The sequence below is a fragment of the Vibrio sp. HM8-C genome, from assembly GCF_058630515.1.
In genome coordinates this window covers 634,274-652,745 of sequence record NZ_JBMMKS010000001.1, presented here as the reverse complement: position 1 = coordinate 652,745, position 18,472 = coordinate 634,274, and the positions used below count along the sequence as shown (strand labels likewise).

The window sequence follows — 18,472 nt, the reverse complement described above, 5'->3', positions numbered from 1 at the left end:
TTGTTATTGTCACATATTCAGTATCTGAAGCTTTATTATCATCAGTTACTGTAACTGAGTACGTTAATGATAGACTTTCACCTTCATCTAAGAATTGCGTGTTGTCTGTGTTCAGCGCAAACGTCCAGTTGCCGTGTTCATCTAGCGTGAACGTGCCCAAATCCGACACCGACACATTATTTACCGCCAGTGTCGCCGCGTCTTCATCAGACACACTAGCCGTACCCGTGCTGGTCCAGTTCAGGCTCGTGTCGTCCACATCACTCGCCAACACACTGCCGCTCAGGGTAGTCGTACTCACTACGCCATCGACCAGCACCCCATCTTCAGTGATGCTGCCCGTATCCGCGTAACCTTCATTGTCCACATCAATGATTGGTGCGTCATTTGTACCTGTAACGACGATAGTAATGGTTTTTACTTCACTAACTGCGCCTTCATTATCTGTTGCTGTATATGTGAATGTAACTTCGGTAGTTTCATCTTCATCTAAATAGTCGAACTCACTACCCGGATCAAATTTGTAGCTGCCATCTTGACTAAATGTCAGAGTACCCGATGTGACACTGTTAACCAGTTGATAGCTTTCGATAGTGCCATCCAGGTCTTGAGCCTCGGGTACATTACTATTAAGTACAGTATTTTCTTCTGTTGTTACTTCATCATCTTTTGCAACCGGTGCATCGTTTACTGGATTGACCGTTACCGTCACCGTCGCGGTATCAGTACCGCCTTGACCATCACTGACCGTATATTCGATATTTGCTTGGCCGTTGTAATTTTCAGCCGGAGTAAATACGAGTTTGCCGTCAACAATCGAGACGGTTCCCTCTTCTTCGGAAACACTTGCAGAGATAATCGTTAGAGAGTCTCCATCGGAATCGGTATCGTTTGCCAAAACGTCAATAGTTACAGCTAATGAATCTTCATCAATTGTAATTGCATCATCTTCAGCAACAGGATCGGAATTGGAGGCGGCGGATTCTTCGTTCACACTTGCATTTGAACGAGTAAGATTGATTAATGCGAGGCTTTGAGTTTGAGAAAGACCTAAGGATTCGAATCCTGAAGTACTAAAATTGGTGCTTGCAATAATTTCGGAACCGACGCGATCTATGCTCGCTGAATCTGTCGGAGATGAGCCTTGGCTACCGCCTGCAGCAGGCGCTAACTCTTCATCAATTTGAGTAGGGTCTTGCCCTTCTTCTAAAGCAGCAAGTAACTGTGCAACATCGTCTGTTACATCTTGAAGCTCACTGTTTTGGCCAACTAACTGAGTTGTCGGTTCATTATTGAAACCAGCTTCATCACCCCTTTGGATGATTACCGATCCCTCTGGCAATTTTTCACCAATTGTCGCTATTTTTATATCGCCATTTTTATCAATAATTATCATCTGATTTATAGCGAGATTTGCGATTGAAAATAAAGAACCTTTTGCCATATAAGCCTCAAAAATACTCGTTACCTACGCATTTACCTTTAACCGACTAATATCCGATAAAACCTCGAATATTATGTGGGAAAATTCTTACGTACAATATCACTATTCATCTATCTCACAAAGGCGAAAATTACACCAATCTAACAAATATTTGACACTTCTTAAATTTATGACAGATTGATTTATGAACGAACATCTCACCTAGCATCCTCCTCATTGCAACAAACTTAACTTCATTACAATAAATAAAAAATGTTATTCATTAGTAAGTTAAATCTTATTCCAGTTATAATTGGTGCCGAAAACATGCAAAATAGCAATTTCGATCACAATTTTAGTCATATTTTTGACACATCTAGGGTTCGGTCTTATCAATGAGACATCATTTATCATAGACTCTGTGCCCGTTGTTCATGTCATTTTTGATGGAGTTCATTTTGAAAGGGTTTCCTATTAAAGCACTTTTTTGGTCTTTAGCCCTCGCAGGATCAGTGTCTGCACAGACACTTGAACAAGCCGTATCGATTACGCTTGCATCCAATCCAGAGTTAAAAAATTCCTTTAACCAATATAAAAGTCGTTTATCTGACTCAAATGCATCTTCAGGTGCGTATTTGCCTAAAATCGATTTAGATGCAGGTATTGGTTATGAAGGAATTAATCCCGCTTCATCAACCGGTAATCCAGACACTGAAATGACACGTAAAGATGCCAGTCTTACGTTAAGCCAGCTGATCTGGGATGGTTCAGCAACATTGAATGATATGGACAGAACAGCAGCAGAAGCCGAATCAGATCGGTACCAATTGCTAGCTGATGCTTCAAACAAAGCTCTCGAAGTAACAGATGTGTATCTCGAAGCGACAAAAGCCTATGAAGTTTTGGTGCTATCAGAGAAAAACCTTGCTACGCACAAAGAAATCTATCGTGATATCAAAAAACGTGCTGATTCTGGTGTTGGATCTATTGCGGATGTCACCCAAGTTGAAGCTCGTATAGCGAAAGCGATGGGTAACTTGCTTGCGGCACAAAATAATTTATACGACACACATACCCAATTTCGCCGTTTAGTCGGACAAGAACCGTTAGGATTAACGTTTCCTAGAGCAGACAGTACAGCAATCTCTTACACCATTGATGATGCTTTGAAGAAAGCGTTCAATGAACACCCTGTTATTAAGGTTGCACAAACAGACGTTGATGCTGCGCGTTTCCAATATAAGCAATCAAAAGCACCGTATTACCCAACCATATCTTTTGAAGCTTCTCAAAGTTGGTATGACGATGCCGGTGGTAATGAAGGGAGCAGCGATGAACTGAGCGCTATGGTTCGTCTGCGTTACAACATTTACAACGGTGGAAGTGACAGTGACCAAGCTGAAAGCGCGGCCTACCAACTAAATAAAGCCAAAGATTTACGAGAAAACACATTTCGAGCTGTAGAAGAAGGGCTACGTCTATCGTGGAGTGCTCTCGATTTGACTCTGCAGCAGAAAGAATTCTTGTCTGATCACGTTGATTCCACATCTCAAACGGTTGCATCTTATCGTAAACAATACCTTATTGGTCAGCGCACGCTACTCGATTTACTAAATACAGAAAACGAATTATTTGAAGCACGCAAAGATTACTTAGATGCTAAATACGCTGAACAGTACGCAAAATATCGAGTTATGAATGCGACAGGTAACTTGTTGGATGCATTGCGAGTAGATGTTGCTCCTGAATGGACACAGAAGGTGAAGTACTAAGATGAAAAGCACATTTGTTATTCTTGCAGCGACGTTAAGCGCTACGATGTTCGCTTATGCTGAAGAAAATGTAGCTAATGATGAATATGACTACATTGCTCTACCGCAAATCAATCAAGTAGCTGATTTAGAAGACGACGACAACGACGGGGTAATTAACGCACGAGATCTTTGTCCCGATACACCTTCAGATTCGGATATCGATAATGATGGTTGTGGTACGTTTGTAAAGACATCTAAACTTCAAAGTTTGCATATCTTATTTGCAAATGACTCTAGCGATATTCCACCGATGTTTGTTACCCAGATTCGTCAAATGGCTGAATTTTTGAATACCTATCCTTCTGCCTCGATTGAGATTAGAGGTTATGCAAGCAAGGTTGGTAATGAGGACCATAACCTCAAGCTTTCTCAGCGCCGTTCCGAAGCAGTAGAAACACAGTTACTTCGTTATGGCATTGAAAGAAACAGAGTTCGAATCGTAGGTTTTGGCGACACTGAGCTAGCTTCAAACGGTGACACTCAAGTTGCTCATGCACTAAACCGTCGTGTTACTGCAACTGTTGTTGGTTACAAAGGTGCTGTCGTTAAAGAGTGGAACATATTTACGGCATTACCCAAATAGATTGATATATCCATACAGGCGGCCGAAGAGCCGCCTTTTTATTGTGTCTTTTCCAATTCTTAATGGGAAAAAACCACTCAAAGTGCTACCCTTCGTGCATCATTCTTAATGAGTAAACAAAATGAGCAAATTAACAGCAGATGTTCAAGCGAACCTAGAACTTTTCATCAAAGAGACTCAAGAAAACCAGCTGGTTTGGGGTCTACGCAATGAAGAAGGTTGGTTATCTTGTGAGTCAACGGAATTTGAAGAAAGCGAAGTAATGCCTTTCTGGTCTTCAAAAGAAGACGCTAAGCTGCACAATGTAGAAGAATGGGCAGACTTCGAAGTTCTAGAGATCCCCCTTGATATTTTCGTTGAAGATTGGCTGATCACTCTTGATGAAGATGGTGTTCTTGTTGGTATCAACTGGAACCAAACTCTAGATGGTAAAGAACTTGAGCCATCAGTGTTGGCAAAAATGTACCTATAAGTGAACTTGGATTTCCTTCCGTCACTCTCATAAAACAAGACGCTATTGGCGTCTTGTTTTGTATTTGTGGTTCGAGCTTTGGTACTATGACCGCCTGTTAATTTTCAACTGGATTGAACCCATGCATTTATCTAAGCTGACACAAGAAATTTACGATCACCTATACAGCGACATCAATGAATTCCGTAGCACTTTTGATTTACCAGTAGCGGACCCAGCAAGCTTAGATGCAAAAGCAGATACCCTTCATACGTCATTAGCAATCGAAGAATTAACTGAGCTTGCTGAAGCTGACAACAAGACAGAGCAGGCCGATGCTATCGTAGATAGCGTTTATGTACTTATGGGGCGTCTAGTGCACCTAGGTCATAGCAATATCAGCGACAACATTGCCATCAGCTACTTGATTGACCTACTACTTAACGTGGCAGTAAACCGCGGTATCGACTTCCTCCCTTGCTGGGACGAAGTACATAGCTCTAACATGAGTAAAGTGTGTCGTAACGAAAAAGAGTATGGTGATACAGAAGCGTTCTACGCAGAGCAAGGCATCAAACTAATGGCTGTACAAAAAGGTGATTATTTAATTGCTAAATGTGCAGAAGACTTTGTCTCTGAAAGTAAAACTATTCGTCAGGGTAAAGTGCTGAAGTCGGTCTATTACCGTCCAGCAAACTTAGAAGCACTAACACAGTAGTGTAATCGAAGAAATTTCCTATCTAGCTTGTTTGGCAGAATCTAAACAGCAGATAAAAAAAGGCCACCTTGGGAGCAAGGTGGCTAATGAGACTATAAAAAGCCTAACAAGAACGAGAATGTATCACTCTTATTAATGCTAATACTGTGCCAACTTTTAAAATACATCTAACCCATTGATATTAAACAAATTTAAATATTCACCTTCAATATAAACAAAGAGTTAGCTGCTCACTGCTGTGATATCTGAACCAGATTTGTGCTCTATGCACCAAAATTAATCGAATATTAAGTAAGACTTGCCATCTAGTGATACACATCTCACAGATGTATCAAACACATTTCGTAGATTCTTTTCACTCAATACTTTTCTTGGTTCGCCAATACTCTGCGCAACACCTTGGTCAAGAAGTAACACCTTATCGGCATTTCGTAGGCTTCGATTTAAATCATGGTTAGCCATAATCACAGCTAACCCCTCTTGCGCCATTTGCGCGATCAACTGATACAACAATCCTTCCTGAGCAATATCTAAAGGAGCACCAGGTTCATCAAGGATCAGTAACTTCGAATAGGGGTTAATCTCTGGCCACACTTGCAAACAGCTGCCAGCTAGCCGAACTCGCTGCCACTCCCCACCCGACAATTGATGTATGGATCGATGAAGCTTATCGTCGATCTTCAACAACAGTGCAAAATGCTTTACCGCTTGGTTTACTTTGGGGTCTTTCAGAGAACTGTTAAGTGGTAGAGATAGCGCTAAGTATTGGAACACATCTAAATTGAAAGCCGGTTTTTCACTTTGGGACAAATAAGCTCTGCGAAGCGCCAATTCACTCAACGAATTCTTTTTAACATCGAAATCGCCAAGCAGAATGTCTCCAGAACAGTCAATCACTCCCGCAATCGCGGAAAGAAGTGTGCTTTTACCGCTACCATTAGGTCCGACAACATGCAGGATTTCTCCAGCGTTACATTGGAATGATAAAGGCAATAAACGTTCGTTAACGTGCAAGCTACTAACGCGAATCATGATTTCGTACCAACATCCAAATGAAAACTGGTGCGCCAATAGTCGTGGTGACCACACCTAATGGCAGCTCTGCAGAATCAAGTGCCAAGCGAGCCACCATATCTGCAAATACCATCAGAAGAGCACCACTGAGCACACTTAATGGCAGCAACATTCTGTTTTCTGTTCCAAGAGCTAATCGAAGCAAATGCGGTACAACCAAACCGACAAAACCAATCACGCCACCCAAAGCAACAGCTGCTCCAACAAGAACGGAAACTGCCAATATCAGTTTCCAACGGATTCTATTGACGTCAACGCCCAACTGCTTAGCATGAGTTTCCCCAAGCATCAGTTTGTCTAATACCGAACCTTGTAGTAGGAGCCAAATCATTATCGGTAAAGCGATAAGAGACAACGTGTGTTGATACCAACTTGCGCCACCAATACTGCCCATTAGCCAATACATGAGTTGACGCAGGCTAAGCTCATCGCTGAAGTAAAATGCCCATGTCACAACCGAACCAGACAAAATACCGAGTGCAACACCAACTAACAGCAACCGTGTTGTGGTCAGTCGCATTGCGTTTGCAACAAACACCAACAGTAATGTGAACAATAAAGCGCCAATAATTGCAGAAACCATAAATGCTTCAGGGCTAGCAATCGCAGGAAAGAAGAACAATAGAATGACCATAGCGACACTTGCACCACCGGAAATACCAATGATTCCGGGCTCCGCAAGCACGTTACCAAGCAACACTTGAAGTGTTGCTCCTGACACAGCTAACGCTGCACCAATCATCATGGCAGCGAAAAGCCTTGGCAAACGTAAATCAAACACCAAACGAGTTTCGAGAGAATCAAATGAACTAAAAGGCGAGATAAAGATTTCACCAACCATCAAATAAATCGCACTGACAAATAACAGTACAGTGAGCAGTAAAACCCCTGCTCGCTTCCAGCGCCGCTGCTTGTGCAGCATAAGTTGATTAAAATCCATAAACTGTATTGGGGAAATTTTCGCGTAACAAAAAAGAATGGCTTAACCTTACCGTTAAGCCATTCAAATATAAAGTATCAATATAAGAGACGACGTTTAAATACTCTAATCGTATACCGCTTGACCGTCGTCATAACGAATTTTCACTTTGCACACCATAAGTGCTGCACGCTCACCTACCGCTGCATTACGATTTGGGAAAACTATCGCTTCCTCTTCATTTTTAGCCATCAGTGGTTTATCACCGTCATGACCAAAAACTTCGCCATGCATAAATGTCGTGAAGTTGTCGATGTTATCGTCAAACAAGAAATCAAAATCGTCGTGAATACGAACGATAGTGCGACTCACACGGTACATGGTCGCTTTTCTTGATAGATGCTCAGATTGCGTTCTAGCGATTAAATCACGAAGTGACAAATCAAAAGCCGTTAGACGTTGCATATCGTTAGCACCAATTTCTGCAACCTGCCCTAATTCAATCATCATAGCTTGTGCAGCGTATGTTTCTGCACTATACCAACTGAAGGTACAAGCAGGAGCATTTGAGAACATCACCGCATCAACATGTCCATTTTCGACAAAATCCAACAGCGCTTTACTACGTACTGGATGACGTGATTTTGGACTCACTGCAAATGAATAATGTTTGGAGTTACGAATAGCGCAGTGCAAATCTAAATGCCAGCGGGACTGAACTTCTGTTTCTGCATAGAAATCTTTCAGCACTATTTTCAGGTTATCTGCAATAGCGAGCTCTTTACTCTCATTGTGCGCTTTATCGTCAAACAGATGATTTAAGTTTTCATCAAGGGAGCGTACTTGCAGTTTAGTCGCTTCAGGGTTGGCAATAATGAACAAGCATCGTTCGCTGACCGTTTGGAATCCGCTCAGAATATCATTAACGAGTTTATCGATGAGCTCCATCGGAGCCGTTTCGTCACCATGAACACCGCATGAGATAACAATATTTTTGGTGTCAGCATCTTGCTTTGCAGGAATAACTTCCAAGATACCGCGTTGAAGTAGTTTAAGAGTGGCACCATTTGATGTTGTCACTACGTTTGACTTCATTGATTGTTCAAGATCTAGACTGTCGAAAAGAAAAGATTGGCGAAATAGAGACTTCGTCATGCGCTACTCCTTTATTGCACAGCGGTATGTTAAAGAATTGAGCAAACAATTTATGTTGAAGTGATCTCACTTATTGAGCTGAACCTCAATATAAAATGAAATATGCCTGCTGTACTTTTATAACCTGTTCGACTATTGCTGGATTACATTGAAGGCGAATTCTATCCTAACTGCATTTGAGACTCTATAGCCAATCAGTTGCAATTCGTTGAAACCCTTGTCTTAAATCTCACTTTTGGATTTTCTTTCTTCAATATCGTTCAATGAAAGCTAAATCATCAGAATTTGAATACATTGCCTTTGATTGCTTTGGGTAAACCAGCCGCAACGAAGATAACTTCGGATGAAACCTCCCCAACCCATTGATTCATCAGACTAGCGTGCTCCACAAACAGGCTTGATACTTCACCTGAAGGTATCAACCCCATCCCTACTTCATTCGACACTAGAGTGATATCCGCTGTTGACTGTCTTAACACGAGAATTAGACGTTTGAGCGCGTCAACTATTTGCTCGGTTTTCAACATCTGACCATGGTTATAAATCACATTGTTTAACCACAGTGTCAGGCAATCCACCAGCACAATATCTTTAGTAGAAAATCGTTGTAGTGTTTCAGGCAACAGGTATGGGCTCTCATGCTCACACCAACCTCCACCCCGCTGATTTTGATGGTGTTGAATTCGTGCAACCATCTCATCATCAAACGGAGTAGCCGTTGCCACGTAGTGTAATTGGCTCAGGCTATCTAAACTTACTTGATGTTTTACCAACTTTTCAGCAAAGCTGGATTTGCCACTTCGAGCACCACCAAGGATCAATCGAACGGTCACAGCACTGCTCCAATAACAGCCAAACCGTTTTGAGCAAATATCACAACCACAAGGTAAATGAGCAGTTCCATGAGTTGCTGCGCAGCACCCAAACAGTCTCCCGTAAATCCACCTAGCCTGCTAATTAGCCAGCGTTTAAATAGATGACGAAATACAAATGCGATAGTAATAAGAACCAACGTTAAATAGCCATCGAGAAGCACACATGGAATTAACCCTGTGAACACGACTACCGCTAGTTCGCTATAGCTCTGCTTATGAGCGAGCGGTTTACTCTTACTGGTATCACTATCTGAGACATAAGGTGTGTTGAATATAAACGATGATGCAACTGCACGACTTAATGTATATCCAACTAACCAGATGGGAATCAAAGAGATAAGATCGCTTGCAGCGACAAGTAAGAGATACTTGCCCAATAAAGCCATGATTAACGCAGAAGAGCCGTAGGTGCCAATACGGCTGTCTTTCATGATGGTAAGACGACGTTCAACCGTCATCCCGCCACCAATACCATCTGCCATGTCAGCCAAGCCATCTTCGTGGAAGGCTCCGGTTAACATCAAGCTCAATACCATGGTTAAAAAAATGCTGATCTCTGGCGTTAAAATAAGCTCTGCGCATGCGTAAAATCCTGCGCAGATTGATCCAAGCAATATGCCTACTAGAGCAAAATACCGACCTGACTGATTCATTCTTTCGCTGCTGTACGGCAAATTTGCCGGAACAGGTATGCGAGAAAAAAAGCTGAGCGCCAAGAGAAACAGTTCAAACTGATATTTGAGTTTAGCCAGCATTACACTGTCACCCCGGCCTCTTCGAAACTCGCCATGTTGTTGTAAAACTCAGCAGCAGCTTTCAATAGAGGTACAGCAAGGACTGCGCCCGTACCTTCGCCAAGTCTCAAGCTTAAATTTAGTAATGGGGTTGCTTCGAGTAACTGCAGAACCTTCTTATGACCTGACTCATCAGAACAATGAGCAAAGATCATGTAGTCTCTACATTCTGGTTCAATCAGTGTGGCAACGTAAGCCGCGACAGTGACAATGAAACCATCCACAAGAACTGGCGTTTTCTTACGGTATGCACCTATAAACGCTCCAGCCATTTGCACAATCTCATAACCACCCACTTCTGATAGCGCCTGCTTCGCATTTTTGCCTTTACTGCGTTCAACACCTTTCGCTACCAATCGGCGCTTTTTCTCAAACTGTTCATCTGAGATGCCCGTACCTTTGCCCACACACTCAGCAACAGGAAGGTCCGACAGACTTGCCAATAAAGCCGCTGCGCTAGAAGTATTCGCAATGCCCATTTCGCCGAACATCACTAAATTGCTGCCCGCATCAATAATGCTTTCAACCAACGATTGACCGTAATCCAATCCCTGCTCAACCTGCTCAGGAGACATCGCAGATTGCTGAGCAAAGTTCTCTGTACGTCCACCTAAACGCTGAACAATAAAGTCAGGATGCTGGCTCTCAACTGGCAGCAAGATGCCAGTATCGATCACCTTCATCGCCACATCATTCGATCGACAAAAGCAGTTAATCGCTGCGCCACCAGCTAAGAAGTTCAATACCATCTGTTGTGTCACAGCACTAGGTGCGATGCTGATACCTTCATCTGCGATACCATGGTCGCCCGCAAACACCAATACCGTTGGTTGCTTAATAGAGATATGTTCAACCGCTTTCGACTTACCTTGGCTTTGGATAAGCGCCAATTGGTGAGCGACTTGTTCTAACTGACCTAAAGCGCCTAGTGGCTTGGTTTTTTGATTGATACGGTGCCAAATAGCATCGTTAAATGCGAGATCTAACATTATTGATTCCTTGAACAATGCTTATATTCGAAGTGAGATGACGCAGTCTACTCACAAAACCTATTTAACCGCAAACCGACAAAGCCTCTATCGATAAAAAACTTGTATATATTCTAGTAATTAGCTTAATTTCAAACCATTAAGAAACCGCGAGTGAATACAACTATGGACGACACCACAATATCTCCCCCCTATAAGCCCTGCCTTATCATTGCTGGTGCTTCAGGCTTAGTTGGTTCATGCTGTCTCAACATCGCGTTAAAAGAAAAAGCTATTGAACACATCTACACTCTGGGTAGAAAGCCACTTAATCTGCCCCAACTTTCCAGTAATCTAACGCAACTGATAGATGCAGACCTCAATGTGAAACATTGGGATGACGACGACATTCGCCCAGAGCTTGGCATCATTGCACTTGGTACAACGTTAAAACAAGCTGGCTCAAAGCAAGGATTAGAAAAGGTAGATTTTGAACTGGTTTGCCATGTCGCTCAGCGAATGAAGCTGCTAGGCGTCGAACGGCTAGCAGTGGTTTCTAGCTTGGGTGCTCATCCAAGATCCGGCTCTCACTATCTACGCTGTAAAGGCCGTATGGAAGAAGCCATTCGTCAACTTGGTTTTACTCATGTCACCTTTGTTAGACCCGGTCCATTGGTTGGGAAAAGAGACATAACAAGAACCGATGAGGTGCTGGTGCAAAAAATAATGTCCGTGGGTAAATATCTATTGTTCGGCAAGCTTAAAAATTTCATTCCAATTAAAGCAGAAGATGTTGCTCAAACCATGTTGTACTGCTTGTTCAATACCGATGCTAAACACGTTATGGCTCTGGACAGTATTGCTATGCGAAACATGCTTAGCCAATACCGCTAATACCCACCTTTACGTGACCAATAGTTAACCAGATAAACGTTCTAGTTACGGAACATACGCTTGTTACTTGCCATGGTGATTGCTTAGTCGTATGGGGGATGTTCTAATACCAGCAAATCTTTCAACGATTTGGTAATCACACATGCAGCAGGAACATTCGCCAACTTACTTCTTTTTTGACTACGAGACTTGGGGCACTAGCCCAGCTAAAGATCGTCCAAGTCAGTTTGCTGGCGTACGCACCGATATGGATTTTAATATCATCGGTGAACCGCTCGTTATCTACTGCCAATTACCATCTGATTATTTGCCAGCGCCTGAAGCTGCGTTGATTACAGGTATCACACCGCAAAAAGCGATGGCTCAAGGCTTATCTGAGCCTGAGTTTATTGCACGAATCCACAATGAGTTAGCGCTACCGAATACCACTAGCCTCGGCTACAACAGCATTCGCTTCGATGATGAAGTGACACGGTATACTTGTTATCGCAACTTTTTCGACCCGTACTCTTGGAGCTGGCAGAACAACAACTCACGTTGGGACTTACTGGACGTTATGCGTGCTTGCCATGCTCTTCGCCCTGAAGGTATTGCTTGGCCTGAAAATGAAGAAGGCTTTACCAGCTTCAAGCTTGAACATCTTTCCAAAGCAAATGGCATTGAACACGAGAATGCTCACGATGCGATGGCAGATGTGATTGCAACTATCGAATTGGCCAAAAAAGTTAAAGCAGCTCAACCAAAGTTGTTTGATTACTTCTTCACTATGCGCCACAAACGCAAACTCACTGAACTCGTAGATATCGTCAACATGACACCTCTCATGCATGTCTCTGGCATGTTAGGCAGAGAGTGCCAATATACAAGTTGGATCGTGCCTATTGCTTGGCATCCAACCAATCAAAATGCAGTGATAGTGGCGGACTTAGCGAAGAATCCACAACCTTTGATTGATTTGTCTAGCGAAGAGCTTCACAGACGTCTTTATACAAAACATGATGAACTGGCACCTGATGAACTCCCAGTTCCAGTGAAGCTAGTGCATCTAAATAAATGCCCTATTCTCGCACCAGCAAAGACGCTCACCGCCGAGAATGCCGACAAAATTGGTATTAACCGTGAAGAGTGTTTAGCTAATTTGGCGCTGATTCGCCAACATCCAGAAATTAGAGAAAAACTGGTGGCACTGTTTTCAATCGATCGTGAATATGAACAAAGCAATGATGTCGATACTCAACTGTACGATGGTTTCTTCTCACCAGCGGACAAGGCTGCAATGGATATCATCCGTAACACGCCACCAGAAAACTTAGGTGCTCTGGACATTACTTTCGCGGATAAACGCATCGAACCGCTACTGTTTCGTTATCGAGCTCGTCATTATCCTTGGACATTAGATGAGACAGAGCAGCGACGCTGGGCCAATCATTGCCGTGATTTTTATGAATCACGCATTGAAGATTACATGCTCAATTTAGAGAACTTAGTTCATGAGCATGAGAGTGACGAAAAGAAAATCGCTATTTTAAAATCCGTTTATCAATACGTCGAAAAACTCGTTTCCTAGGGCTACCTGCCCTAGTTTTATGTACTTATTAATGGCAACAACGTTTCATGGCTCAAACCTCACTTAAATATCTTGTTTCTATGGGAATGATATTTCTCTGTTTACTGGCAGGGAATAATCTTCAATCTTGGTTGGACATATCTATTCCGGGTAGCATCATTGGCATGTTGATCCTCTTCGGGCTCATGGCAAGCGGACTATTACCTTCCACTTGGGTTAAGCCAAGTGCCAGCTTGTTTATTCGCTACATGGTTCTGCTATTTATTCCAATCAGCGTTGGACTTATGGTTCATTTAGATATGTTGATGAATAACATCTGGGCAATTTTAGCCAGCGCTATAGGTGGGACAACCATTGTGCTTGTTGTGCTCGCATTCTCTCTTGATCGTTTACTAAAGAAAGGGGGTGAATGATGTGGTTGTTAGTCACCATTGCTGTATTCTTTTTTGCGCGTTGGGCGGCACGCAAGCTTAACTCACCTTTTGCGAACCCTTTATTAATCAGCATCGGCATTATTATTCCAACTCTGATTTTGCTTAAAGTTCCTTATGAAACTTACGCTCTAGATAATCAGTGGGTGAACTATTTACTCCAACCTGCCGTGGTTGCATTGGCGTATCCATTGTACGAGCAACTGCCTCAGATTCGAGCCAATTGGAAAATCATTATGCTAGCCTGTGGCGTGGGCAGTGCGATGTCTATGCTTACAGCAGGATTAATTGCCGCTGCCATGCATACCGATATTGCTTTGATTGCGGCATTAATGGGCAAATCAGTTACCACACCTATTGCTATGGAAGTGGCGAGTAACTTAGGTGGTGAGCCAGCCATAGCTGCTATTATGGTTCTACTTGTAGGCGTGTTCGGCGCTATCATGGCTTACCCAATTTATAACCTGCTTAATATCACCCACCCAATAGCCCGAGGGCTGACAATGGGAAATATTTCCCATGCTCTTGGCACAGCAACTTGTGCTGAGAAGGATCAAAGAGACGCCGCTTTTAGCTCACTCGCTTTAGTAGTATGTGGCGTGATTACCTCCGTCCTAGCACCAAGTCTTTTTGCTTTTGTTCTTTGGTTTGCGAGCTAACCTAATCTCATGAAACATAATTTGGCTCAGAAAATACTTATCCTTTGTTCTAAGCCAAATTACTTTTCACCTTTAATATGTGTGACATCACTCTAATTATGAAAACGTGAAACGCGTTACATTCATTAATGAGATTTTGATCGCAGTAAATCTAGCATATTCCCCTACACTAAAGCTCAATGTATTAATTAGGAATATCTATGAAAGGCCGTATTGAACAGGCATTAGCAGACATGCAACAACCGATGGCAGCGTTTTTAGCGCCTATCGTACTCGCTGATGATTTTGACGCGACATTATCTCCTGACCAATTCAAGCAGCTACTCTCCGTTTCGGAAATGAGTGATGCAGACCTTCGTATTGCGCTCTTGCCTCTTGCAGCCGCTTTTGCTTACGTGCCTATTTCGAAATTCTATGTTGGTGCACTAGCTCGTGGGTTGTCTGGCCGTATTTACTTCGGTGGCAATATGGAGTTCTCCAAAGTTCAAATGGGACAAACCATCCACGCGGAACAAGCTGCAATCAGCCATGCATGGATAAAAGGTGAAGAAGGTATCAGTGATATTACGGTTAACTACAGCCCTTGTGGTCACTGCCGACAGTTTATGAATGAGCTGACGACCTCAAAGAGCTTGATGATTCAGCTGCCAAAACGTGACGCTAATTCACTGCAATACTACCTGCCGGAATCTTTCGGCCCTGCTGACTTAGGTATCACGACGGTATTGATGCATAAAAACGATCACGGTTATAGCTGCGAAAATTCAGACCCACTCGTTCAATCCGCGGTTTCAGCATTAAATACCAGTTACGCACCGTATTCTGAAAACCTAAGCGGTGTAGCTTTGAAATCAAAATCAGGTAAATGCTACTTGGGTGCTTATGCAGAAAATGCTGCGTTCAACCCTAGCCTTCCACCGCTGCAAGTTGCCTTGATTCAGATGCGTATGGCTGGTGAGTCATTTGACAACATAGAAGCCGCTGCATTAGCGGAACTAAAGAAAGGCAGTGTTAGCCATTTGGTTGATACCAAATCGACGCTCGCATCGCTTAATCCACGGTTAGAAGTGAGTTACATCGAGCTCTAAGCTCGAAATGGATAGTAGAAAGCCAGACTGTTGTCTGGCTTTTTTGTCTAATCAACTTCACTCGTTATCTCATCGAGCAAATTTTTCCAACGCACTCTCTTTATCCATGGGTTTAAAGAAGTAGTAGCCTTGCACTTCATCCACGTTCCAAACATTTAATTTACGAAGCTGTGAAGCATTTTCTACGCCTTCTGCCACAGTGGTCATTCCTAACTCCTGTGACATATGGATGATATTTCTAACCAGTGATTTGGCTTTATCGTTGGTTTCCAGAGCATCAATGTAGGATTTATCGAGTTTGATAATATCCAATGGGAAGTTACATAAAGAGCTGAATGATGAATAACCTGTGCCGAAATCATCCAAGGCAAGCTGTACACCGAGAGATTTAATCACATCCATACGGTCAATAATCTCTTCTTCACTGCCCAACAGGATACTCTCTGTCAGTTCTAACACCAGTTGCCCTTGGGTTAACTGATATTTTTTAATCATTTTAGTCAAGGTTTCTACCAGACTCTTATGATTAAAATGCGGACTGGAAAGGTTCACATGGATGCTTAATCGATTCTGAGATGACGAGGTGCTTTTCTGCTGCATCTCTTTAATAAACTGGCATGCCTGTTCGAGAATGGACTCTCCCAATTCCACAATCAAACGTCGCTGCTCAGCCAACGGAATAAACACATCCGGTGGAATCATACCTAAAGACGGGTGTTTCCACCTTGCCAATGCTTCAAAGCCGACAACTTGACCGTTGCTCGCATTCACTATTGGCTGATAGAAAGGCACTATTTCGTTATTTTTCAGAGCCAGCATGATGTCACGATTCAACGACAACGACTCTTTAGAGCGAACCTTCAATTCTTCATCAACAATCACTAAGCCTTTTTTGCTCGCGGCTTTGATTTCGGTCAGCGCATAAAGCCCTACATAGCTGAAATTTTCAAAGCTATCGAAGTGTGAAGAAGACGGAACCAAGGCGGCTTTCAGACCAATATCGAACTCAAACCCGGAAACATGCATTTTTGACGAATATTTTTCCAGCACACGATTTGCCATTTCTTCCAAATGCACGTAGTTCTTCTCTTCGTCCCAAACAAGGAACTCGTTCTCACTAATCCGTCCTACACTTTGGTCGCCAAAGTTGCGCAGTAAGCACTCTGCAAAGTGTTTGAGTACATCATCGTGAGCGACGTGGCCGTAGATTTCGTCAATTTCTTTTAAACGCGTGGCATTGAAATAGAGCAGAGAAAACCCGTCACCTTCGGAGGAATGCTGGAAATAACTCTTAAACAAGTTAATAACTGTTGGTCTATTAAGTAAACCGGTCGAGGCATCTTTATGAGTCAGTGAATCAATCAGCACTGCTTGTTGTTTCTGTTCACTGATATCTTTGATAGAGAGCATGACCGAGATTCTTCCATCTTGCTCAAATTGAGTTGCCTCAATTATGCAATAGACAGTGTCACCCTCTTTGTTGGACAACCAAGCCTCAAACTGACGTAATCCTTGCGCAAGGTTAATGTACAGTTGGTCAGCGCTGCACAGATCTCCTGCCTCATGTGAGCAAAGTATTTCAATGTTATTTCCGACCAAATCTTCACGCTGATAGCCCAGCAGATCCAAAAGCATTTGGTTTACATCCACAATCATTTTTTCAACCACTAGCACCATGCCTAGTGATTGGCTGTGGTAAAGCGCTTCAAACTTTTGCAAAGTATCCTTCAATTGCCCTTCCGTCTTTGAAGAGGCATGAGCTAAAGATTGAACCAACTTAGTAATGCGTTCGAACTCGTCTTTGTGGCCTTCTAAATCAACATCTGAACTCGATATCAATGACTTGATATCTTGTTCGAAGTAATTAAATCGCTTACCAATATTGTTTCGGAATAAAACGAATGTAATACAAGCGACTATGCTAGCAACCACAGCAATCGCAATGATCAAATAGTAGAAAACAGCTTCACCCTTTTGATAATAAGTTCGCGGCTCTTTGGTCTCTAGTACAGCAATGACTTTGCCAGATATATCAGTGAGTGACGTATAGTGATAAAGCTCCGATTTGCTTCTTTTAACTCCTGAGTCATGCTCTCTATCAGAGTTCAGATCATAGCTATGGAAATCGAGACTCGCCATCTCCTCTTGATCGACAATGATCGAATTACTCGCCGTCAATATACCTTCAAATGCCGATGGGAAACGGAGCGATAAATGTTGTCCCCAAATCATCCAGCCAGCAAACGGAGCATCTGCTGTCCCGTCTCGAACCGGACTAACACTAACAACCCATATGTCGTCATCTAAACGAATTAAACCTGAAATACTGGTTTTATTTGCTGAAAGTTTGCTCTGCATATCGATAAGGTGATGAGCAATGCCTTCGTCACTAATGACTGTCGTGGTAAATGATTCGATATCTTCAATGTCACGACCAACGCCAACTTGAAATCTTCTGTCTGGTGTTAAGTACGAAATGAAGTCCAAACCTAAAACATCGAGCTCATCAACATGAAGATTTCGTTCAGCAAATCCGTCATCTTGCTTTGCGAGTAGGTCATAGGACTCATTCCAATACGCCCAGTCATAAGACGCAGTTTCTTGCCTTGAACTTAATGAGCGAATAACGAAAGAAGCCTGCGAACTTGCTTTGTGGATCTCGATGTTTTCAAGCTCATTGAGACTGAACAGGAAAAAATAACGGGTGAGAAAAAGACTGCTGAAAATGATGCCAGCAAGACCAACAGCAAATAAAAAAGCTGTTTTAGTATGTAGTGTTACAAAACGAAATTTGTTCTTCAAAGTACCTTCCGCTACTCAATGAGTACTTCCGTAACAAATAGCACAAAGCCATAAATAAATTAATGACATAGCTTCACTTAACTCATCGCCATAGTCAAAAAAACATTTTTAAGTATTCCAAACGGTATTTAAATCACAGACTGACTACTATGAAGACTTTAAGCAATATATCGCTCCGTAACTCACTCTTCTTAAAGCACATACAGCAGATTTCAATGCCGATTTATCAATTATAGTCAGTGCACAGATTTCTCACC

The 18,472-nt window shown here is 42.6% G+C and carries 17 protein-coding genes; 9 read left to right on the top strand and 8 right to left on the bottom strand.

All coding sequences use genetic code 11. The features are described 5' to 3' along the window. Positions 1 to 1,396, bottom strand: a 1,396-nt coding sequence (locus ACOSVQ_RS02995) for a cadherin-like domain-containing protein (protein WP_491981101.1), incomplete at its 3' end; no start/stop codon positions are given. Between the two features lie 485 nt (positions 1,397 to 1,881). Here ACOSVQ_RS02995 and ACOSVQ_RS02990 point away from each other — a divergent pair. The 4 genes from ACOSVQ_RS02990 (at position 1,882) to ACOSVQ_RS02975 (ending at position 4,989) form a co-directional block, all read left to right on the top strand. Next, positions 1,882 to 3,195 carry a TolC family outer membrane protein gene (locus ACOSVQ_RS02990; protein WP_491981100.1) on the top strand — a complete coding sequence of 438 codons (1,314 nt, stop codon included), beginning with the start codon at positions 1,882 to 1,884 and terminating at the stop codon, positions 3,193 to 3,195. A 46-nt stretch (positions 3,196 to 3,241) separates the two neighbouring features. Next, positions 3,242 to 3,820 (top strand): OmpA family protein, encoded by a 579-nt coding sequence (locus ACOSVQ_RS02985; RefSeq protein WP_491981118.1) that lies wholly within the window; start codon positions 3,242 to 3,244, stop codon positions 3,818 to 3,820. A 121-nt stretch (positions 3,821 to 3,941) separates the two neighbouring features. Beyond that, the gene (locus ACOSVQ_RS02980) at positions 3,942 to 4,292 is read left to right on the top strand and encodes a DUF2750 domain-containing protein (protein ID WP_491981099.1); all 351 of its coding nucleotides are present in this window, start codon (positions 3,942 to 3,944) and stop codon (positions 4,290 to 4,292) included. 121 nt (positions 4,293 to 4,413) lie between these two features. Next, on the top strand, positions 4,414 to 4,989 hold the full coding sequence (locus ACOSVQ_RS02975) for a nucleoside triphosphate pyrophosphohydrolase family protein (protein ID WP_491981098.1): 576 nt from the start codon (positions 4,414 to 4,416) through the stop codon (positions 4,987 to 4,989). Between the two features lie 276 nt (positions 4,990 to 5,265). Here the strand turns inward: ACOSVQ_RS02975 and btuD are convergent, their stop codons facing one another. The 6 genes from btuD to cobT all read right to left on the bottom strand — a co-directional run bounded on the left by btuD (position 5,266) and on the right by cobT (position 10,795). Further along, positions 5,266 to 6,021 (bottom strand): vitamin B12 ABC transporter ATP-binding protein BtuD, encoded by a 756-nt coding sequence (btuD, locus tag ACOSVQ_RS02970; protein ID WP_491981097.1) that lies wholly within the window; start codon positions 6,019 to 6,021, stop codon positions 5,266 to 5,268. Then, positions 6,008 to 7,003, bottom strand: a complete 996-nt coding sequence (gene btuC / locus ACOSVQ_RS02965; RefSeq protein WP_491981096.1) for a vitamin B12 ABC transporter permease BtuC — start codon at positions 7,001 to 7,003, stop codon at positions 6,008 to 6,010. Before btuC ends, btuD begins: the two co-directional genes overlap by 14 nt. A gap of 105 nt (positions 7,004 to 7,108) precedes the next feature. Beyond that, a complete protein-coding gene (locus ACOSVQ_RS02960; protein WP_491981095.1) occupies positions 7,109 to 8,137 on the bottom strand; it encodes a succinylglutamate desuccinylase in 1,029 nt (342 codons plus the stop codon). A 278-nt stretch (positions 8,138 to 8,415) separates the two neighbouring features. Then, a complete protein-coding gene (gene cobU, locus ACOSVQ_RS02955) occupies positions 8,416 to 8,970 on the bottom strand; it encodes a bifunctional adenosylcobinamide kinase/adenosylcobinamide-phosphate guanylyltransferase (RefSeq protein ID WP_491981094.1) in 555 nt (184 codons plus the stop codon). Further along, entirely contained in the window at positions 8,967 to 9,767 is an 801-nt protein-coding gene (locus tag ACOSVQ_RS02950) for an adenosylcobinamide-GDP ribazoletransferase (protein ID WP_491981093.1), read from the bottom strand. Before ACOSVQ_RS02950 ends, cobU begins: the two co-directional genes overlap by 4 nt. Beyond that, positions 9,767 to 10,795 carry a nicotinate-nucleotide--dimethylbenzimidazole phosphoribosyltransferase gene (gene cobT / locus ACOSVQ_RS02945; RefSeq protein ID WP_491981092.1) on the bottom strand — a complete coding sequence of 343 codons (1,029 nt, stop codon included), beginning with the start codon at positions 10,793 to 10,795 and terminating at the stop codon, positions 9,767 to 9,769. The genes ACOSVQ_RS02950 and cobT overlap by 1 nt, the downstream gene beginning before the upstream one ends. Before the next feature lie 165 nt (positions 10,796 to 10,960). On the opposite strand from cobT, the gene ACOSVQ_RS02940 reads away from it, so the two are divergent. The 5 genes from ACOSVQ_RS02940 (at position 10,961) to cdd (ending at position 15,413) form a co-directional block, all read left to right on the top strand. Beyond that, positions 10,961 to 11,668, top strand: coding sequence for an NAD(P)H-binding protein (locus tag ACOSVQ_RS02940; protein WP_491981117.1), 708 nt, complete (start codon positions 10,961 to 10,963; stop codon positions 11,666 to 11,668). A 142-nt stretch (positions 11,669 to 11,810) separates the two neighbouring features. Then, positions 11,811 to 13,235 (top strand): exodeoxyribonuclease I, encoded by a 1,425-nt coding sequence (gene sbcB / locus ACOSVQ_RS02935; RefSeq protein ID WP_491981091.1) that lies wholly within the window; start codon positions 11,811 to 11,813, stop codon positions 13,233 to 13,235. A 47-nt stretch (positions 13,236 to 13,282) separates the two neighbouring features. After that, positions 13,283 to 13,648 (top strand): CidA/LrgA family protein, encoded by a 366-nt coding sequence (locus ACOSVQ_RS02930; RefSeq protein ID WP_491981090.1) that lies wholly within the window; start codon positions 13,283 to 13,285, stop codon positions 13,646 to 13,648. After that, on the top strand, positions 13,648 to 14,325 hold the full coding sequence (locus tag ACOSVQ_RS02925) for an LrgB family protein (RefSeq protein WP_165312726.1): 678 nt from the start codon (positions 13,648 to 13,650) through the stop codon (positions 14,323 to 14,325). The genes ACOSVQ_RS02930 and ACOSVQ_RS02925 overlap by 1 nt, the downstream gene beginning before the upstream one ends. Before the next feature lie 200 nt (positions 14,326 to 14,525). Beyond that, positions 14,526 to 15,413: a cytidine deaminase gene (gene cdd / locus ACOSVQ_RS02920; protein ID WP_491981089.1), complete on the top strand. Its 888-nt coding sequence runs from the start codon at positions 14,526 to 14,528 to the stop codon at positions 15,411 to 15,413. Between the two features lie 69 nt (positions 15,414 to 15,482). Here the strand turns inward: cdd and ACOSVQ_RS02915 are convergent, their stop codons facing one another. Further along, on the bottom strand, positions 15,483 to 18,215 hold the full coding sequence (locus ACOSVQ_RS02915; RefSeq protein ID WP_491981088.1) for an EAL domain-containing protein: 2,733 nt from the start codon (positions 18,213 to 18,215) through the stop codon (positions 15,483 to 15,485). Between the last annotated feature and the right edge of the window lie 257 nt (positions 18,216 to 18,472).